2 protein-coding genes and 2 pseudogenes are annotated in these 5485 nt (G+C 40.4%); 1 reads left to right on the top strand and 3 read right to left on the bottom strand.

Translation table 11 applies throughout. From position 1 onward, the window contains the following. Nucleotides 1–128 precede the first annotated feature (128 nt). Nucleotides 129–2193, top strand: a pseudogene (gene metG / locus DYI03_RS13880) (methionine--tRNA ligase). Between the two features lie 852 nt (nt 2194–3045). Here metG and tsf read toward each other — a convergent pair. The 3 genes and pseudogenes from tsf to rpsI all read right to left on the bottom strand — a co-directional run. Next, nucleotides 3046–4044 carry a translation elongation factor Ts gene (tsf, locus tag DYI03_RS13260; protein WP_021668580.1) on the bottom strand — a complete coding sequence of 333 codons (999 nt, stop codon included), beginning with the start codon at nt 4042–4044 and terminating at the stop codon, nt 3046–3048. Nucleotides 4045–4156: 112 nt separating this feature from the next. Further along, nucleotides 4157–4960: a 30S ribosomal protein S2 gene (rpsB, locus tag DYI03_RS13255; RefSeq protein WP_021668581.1), complete on the bottom strand. Its 804-nt coding sequence runs from the start codon at nt 4958–4960 to the stop codon at nt 4157–4159. 151 nt (nt 4961–5111) lie between these two features. Then, a pseudogene (gene rpsI, locus DYI03_RS13250) lies at nt 5112–5485 on the bottom strand (30S ribosomal protein S9); the annotation flags it as partial.

Genomic DNA, 5485 nt, shown 5'->3' with positions numbered 1-5485 from the left:
AGAGTGCAAAAATTATTAGCATACGATAACTATTCAGCCTTCATAGGCTTTAAAATCATTCGCAACAAACAAAGATTAGGTCATTCCACCTATTTAATGTAACTTTGCAAATAGAAAAATAAAAGATTATGACAGATAAGAAATTTAAAAGAACCACCGTAACGGCAGCTTTGCCATACGCCAATGGTGGTGTGCATATAGGACACCTTGCAGGGGTTTACGTTCCTTCTGACATTTATGTGCGCTACTTGCGTTTGAAGAAACAAGAAGTTTTATTTGTAGGAGGTAGCGATGAACATGGTGTGCCTATCACTTTGCGTGCAAAGAAAGAGGGCATTACGCCACAAGAAGTGTGCGACCGTTACCCACAAAATGATTAAAGATTCGTTCGAGGAATTTGGTATTTCGTTCGATGTTTATAGTCGTACCACGAGCGAAACCCACCATAAGTTTGCATCAGACTTCTTCCGTAAACTCTACGATGAAGGCAAACTCATTGGAAAAAGAAAGCGAACAGCTTTACGATGAAGAAGCAAAACAATTCTTAGCCGACCGTTATGTAATGGGCGAATGTCCTCATTGCCATAACGAAAACGCATACGGCGACCAATGCGAGAAGTGCGGAAGCGACCTCAGTCCTATGGAACTCATCAATCCACACTCTACCATTTCGGGGTCAAAGCCTGTCGTTAAAACTACAAAGAACTGGTATTTGCCATTGAACGATTATCAAGAATGGTTGAAACAATGGATTTTAAACGACCATAAAGAGTGGCGACCAAACGTTTACGGACAATGTAAGAGTTGGTTGGATATGGATTTGCAACCTCGTGCCATGACTCGCGACCTCAATTGGGGTATCCCTGTGCCTGTGGAAGGTGCAGAAGGAAAAGTACTTTACGTTTGGTTCGATGCGCCAATTGGCTACATCTCAAACACAAAAGAGCTTTGCGACAGCAATCCAGAACGCTTTGGAAAATGGGAAAGTGGTGGCAAGACGATGAAACACGCTTGGTTCACTTCATTGGAAAAGATAACATCGTGTTCCATTGCATCATCTTCCCAAGCATGTTGAAGGCACATGGCGACTATATTTTGCCTGATAATGTCCCTTCAAATGAGTTCCTCAATCTTGAAAACGACAAGATTTCGACCAGCCGTAACTGGGCAGTTTGGTTGCACGAATACTTAGTTGATTTCCCAAATAAGCAAGATGTACTGCGTTATGTGCTTACTGCCAATGCGCCAGAAACGAAGGACAACAACTTCACATGGAAGGATTTCCAAGAGCGCAACAATAGCGAATTGGTAGCAGTATATGGCAACTTCGTCAATCGTGCTTTGCAATTAACCCAAAAATATTGGGGCGGTATAGTGCCTGCTTGTGGCGAATTGCAAGACGTAGACCGTCAAACAATTCAAGAATTTAAAGACGTTAAGGAAAAAGTTGAAAGCTATCTTGATGTATTTAAGTTCCGTGAAGCACAAAAAGAAGCCATGAATTTGGCACGAATCGGTAACCGTTACATCACAGAATGTGAGCCTTGGAAGGTTTGGAAGACCGACCCAAAACGTGTGGAAACTATATTGAACATTTCGCTCCAATTGGTTGCTAACCTCAGCATTGCTTTTGAGCCATTCCTACCATTCAGTAGCAAGGAACTTAGAAACTTGATAAACCTTGCTGAATACGATTGGACACAACTCGGAAGTACCGATATCCTTGCTGCTGGACACCAGTTGAACGAACCACACTTGTTGTTCGAAAAGATAGAAGACGAAACTATCGATGCCCAACTCCAAAAGCTTGAAGACACAAAGAAGGCAAATGAAGCTGCCAACTACAAGGCTGAGCCAATTAAAAAAGACGTTGCTTTCGAAGATTTCGAAAAGATGGACATTCGTGTGGGACACATTGTTCACTGCGAAAAGGTAAAGAAGAGCAAAAAACTCTTGAAATTCACCATTGACGACGGTACAGGTACAGAGCGCACAATCCTTAGTGGTATTGCTGCTTTCTACGAACCTGAACAACTTATCGGCAAAGACGTCCTCTTCGTTGCCAACTTTGCGCCTCGCAAAATGATGGGTATCGAAAGTCAAGGCATGATACTTTCAGCCGTAAACTTTGATGGTTCACTCAGCGTAACGACAACATTGAGCGAAGTAAAACCAGGCAGTCAAGTAGGTTAATCCTATTCTATACAGCATAAAAAAGATGTATTCCGCAAGAATACATCTTTTTTTTTGTTTTATTCCTACAACTTTCGATGTGAAAGCAATATTGCTTTTTGAATTGCAAAAATACAGCATAAACAAAACAAATATATCATTTCTTCTTGATTTATATCAATAAAATTGCAACAATACAAAGTTTTACACCTTTTTCCTTTGAACTTTGAAAAAACTCCATTACATTTGCAATGTGTTTTTCATAGTATTAGATTTAAGGTTAACAAAGATTGGAGTACAGCGGTACTCCTTTTTTTATGTCCAAAGGTTACGAGAAAAAAAGAAATGTCAAGATGCAAGCAGTGCTACAAAACTGAGTAAAATTTTTCTTTTTCACACGCATTTTAAATTAGTTATTGTTATTAAACACGCTGCAAAAGTAATAAAGAAGTAGTAACTCGTGGTAAGAAAAAAGGATTTAACACGAGTTTATGTTTTGGATATACTTTTTCAATAATTCATACAAAATGTATAAATTCGAAACACAAATTTAAATCGGGAAGCGAATGTCTTTAATTTACCGTAATATTACGTTCCTTATGGTAATTTGCGTTTTGAAAAATCGTGAAGCAAATGTCCTTAATTTGACGTAATATTATTTTTTTTAATGCAAGATAGTTGTTTTTGCAAGTAATGCTACTTTGTAGGGGCGTGATTTATCACGTTCCTCATAGCTATAACTTTCCTCATTCTTAGAATGTTAGGAACGTGATGAATCACGCCCTTACAAAGTGTCAAAAAAAAAGAACCGAAAAGATTGCGCTTTTCGGTTCTTTTGTATTTGTTTTTGAAGTAATTTCTTCTTCTGTTTGCTTATTCAGCAGAAAGAGTGAAACGCTTGTAATCAACTACTGCGAGGTCTTTGTTTTGTGATTTCAACCAATCAGCAACATTGATTTTGTCGCCATCAGCGAATTGGAATTCTTGGTCTACAAGACAGTTATCTTTGAAGAACTTGTTGAGACGACCCTTAGCGATGTTCTCAATCATGTTTTCGTTTAAGTTTGCAGCCTTTTCTTCAGCAACAGTTTTCTTGATTTCGAGTGCCTTGTCAGCATCTTCGCGTGTAAGCCAACCCTTGTTGATGTTAGACTCGATGTGTTCTTCGCTATCAACGAGGTTTGCATTGATACCAGCCTTCTTGATTGCAGCTACAACAGCCTTTTCAACTTGCTCTTCCTTAGTCTTTTGGATAGCAACCTTATATTCTTCGTCTTTAACTTCTTGTGGAACAGATGCTTCGTTCAAAGCAACTGGCTTCATAGCAGCAACTTGCATCGCTACTTTGTGTCCAGCTTCTTCGTTGTTGTTGCTCAATTGTACGATAGTAGCAAGTGTGTGCTTGCCCATGTGGTCGTAAACAGAAAGGTTTTCGCCTTCGATAAAGTTGAAACCATCGATTTCCATCTTTTCGCCAGTGATACCTGAACGTTGTTGAACAGCAGTAGCAGCATCGTCTCCGTTAGCCATTTTCAAAGCCTTTACTTCGTCAATAGACTTAGCCTTAGCAGCAACAGTAGCATCAAGAATTTCTTGTACCATTGCGATGAAGTCCTTACCGTTAGCAACGAAGTCGGTTTCACACTTAACAGCTACCATGGCAGCGTAGCCATCAACAGCTTTTACGAGTACACAACCGTTTGCAGTTTCACGGTCAGAACGCTTAGCAGCGATAGCCAAACCACGTTCACGGAGCAATTCTTTTGCTTTATCGAAATCTCCTTCAGCCTCATTGAGTGCGTTCTTTACGTCAGCAAGACCAGCACCAGTCATGGCACGAAGTTTCTTAATATCTTCAATTGATACAGCCATTTTGTTTTCCTTTCAATTTATGATTAAAAATGTGGGCGTTGGTAAACGTAGCGAGTCGCATTATGCCTCACGAGCGTTCGCCAATGCCCATATAATAATGTTTTAATATTCTTTATTCAGCAGCAGGAGTTTCTTCTGCCTTTTCAGCCTTGCGTGCAGCACGCTTTGGTTTAGCTTCAGCAGCTTCTTCAGCTTGTTCAGCAGCAGCCTTTTCGTCAGCCTTTTCAGCCTTACGTTCTTCCAAACCTTCAGCAATAGCAGTGCAGCAAGCACCGAGGATAACCTCAACAGAATCCTTAGCGTCGTCGTTTGCAGGGATAACGTAATCGATGTTTTTAGGGTCAGAATTAGTATCAACGATACCAAATACAGGGATACCCAAACGATTAGCTTCCTTAACAGCGATGTGTTCCTTCATTACGTCGATAACGAAAAGTGCAGAAGGAAGACGTGTAAGGTCAGCAATAGAGCCAAGGTTCTTCTCAAGCTTTGCACGTTGGCGTGAAATTTGGAGGATTTCGCGCTTAGAAAGATTTGAGAATGTACCATCGTTCATCAATCTATCGATGTTCGTCATTTTCTTAATAGCCTTACGAATGGTAGGGAAGTTGGTAAGCATACCACCAGCCCAACGTTCGTTTACGTATGGCATATTAACCGATGCAGCCTTTTCAGCAACAACGTCCTTAGATTGTTTTTTAGTAGCGACGAACAAAATCTTCTTTCCGCTCTTAGCGATACCTTTGAGAACTTCAGCAGCCTCATCGATTTTTGCTACAGTTTTATGAAGGTCGATGATGTGGATACCATTACGTTCCATATAGATATATGGTTTCATGGCTGGATTCCACTTACGATGGAGGTGTCCGAAATGACAACCTGCTTGCAATAATTGGTCAAAATTTGTTCTTGACATCTTTCTTTTGTTTTTGTTTGTTGTTTACTTTCTTTTTAATTCTTTCTTGACGAATAAGCTCCGTCTGGCTCGTTAGAATCAACCAGTGGGTAGTCCCCGATTTGGAATCTCACCGATTTAGATACTAAACTCAAGCGCAATGTATAAAAAATTAACGCTTGCTGAACTGGAAGTGAGCACGTGCCTTTGGCTGACCTGGCTTCTTACGTTCTACGGCACGGCTATCGCGTGTCAAGAATCCGTGGTCTTTCAAGTTCTTTTTGTCTTCAGGATTAATCTCAACGAGTGCGCGAGCAATAGCAAGACGGAGTGCTTGGCTCTGACCTGTGAAACCACCACCATAGAGATTTACTTAATATCGTACTGACCTTCAACACCTAACAACTGCAATGGTTGTTTTACAACGTATTGCAAAATAGCAGATGGGAAAATTCAGTTATATCTTTTTTGTTGATTGTAATCTTACCGGTACCTTCTGAAAGATAGATACGAGCAACGGCGCTCTTACGGCGTCCAATTGTATTT

The sequence above is a fragment of the Prevotella disiens genome, from assembly GCF_900454955.1.
Lineage (GTDB): Bacteria > Bacteroidota > Bacteroidia > Bacteroidales > Bacteroidaceae > Prevotella > Prevotella disiens.
This window is presented reverse-complemented; position numbering and strand designations above follow the sequence as displayed.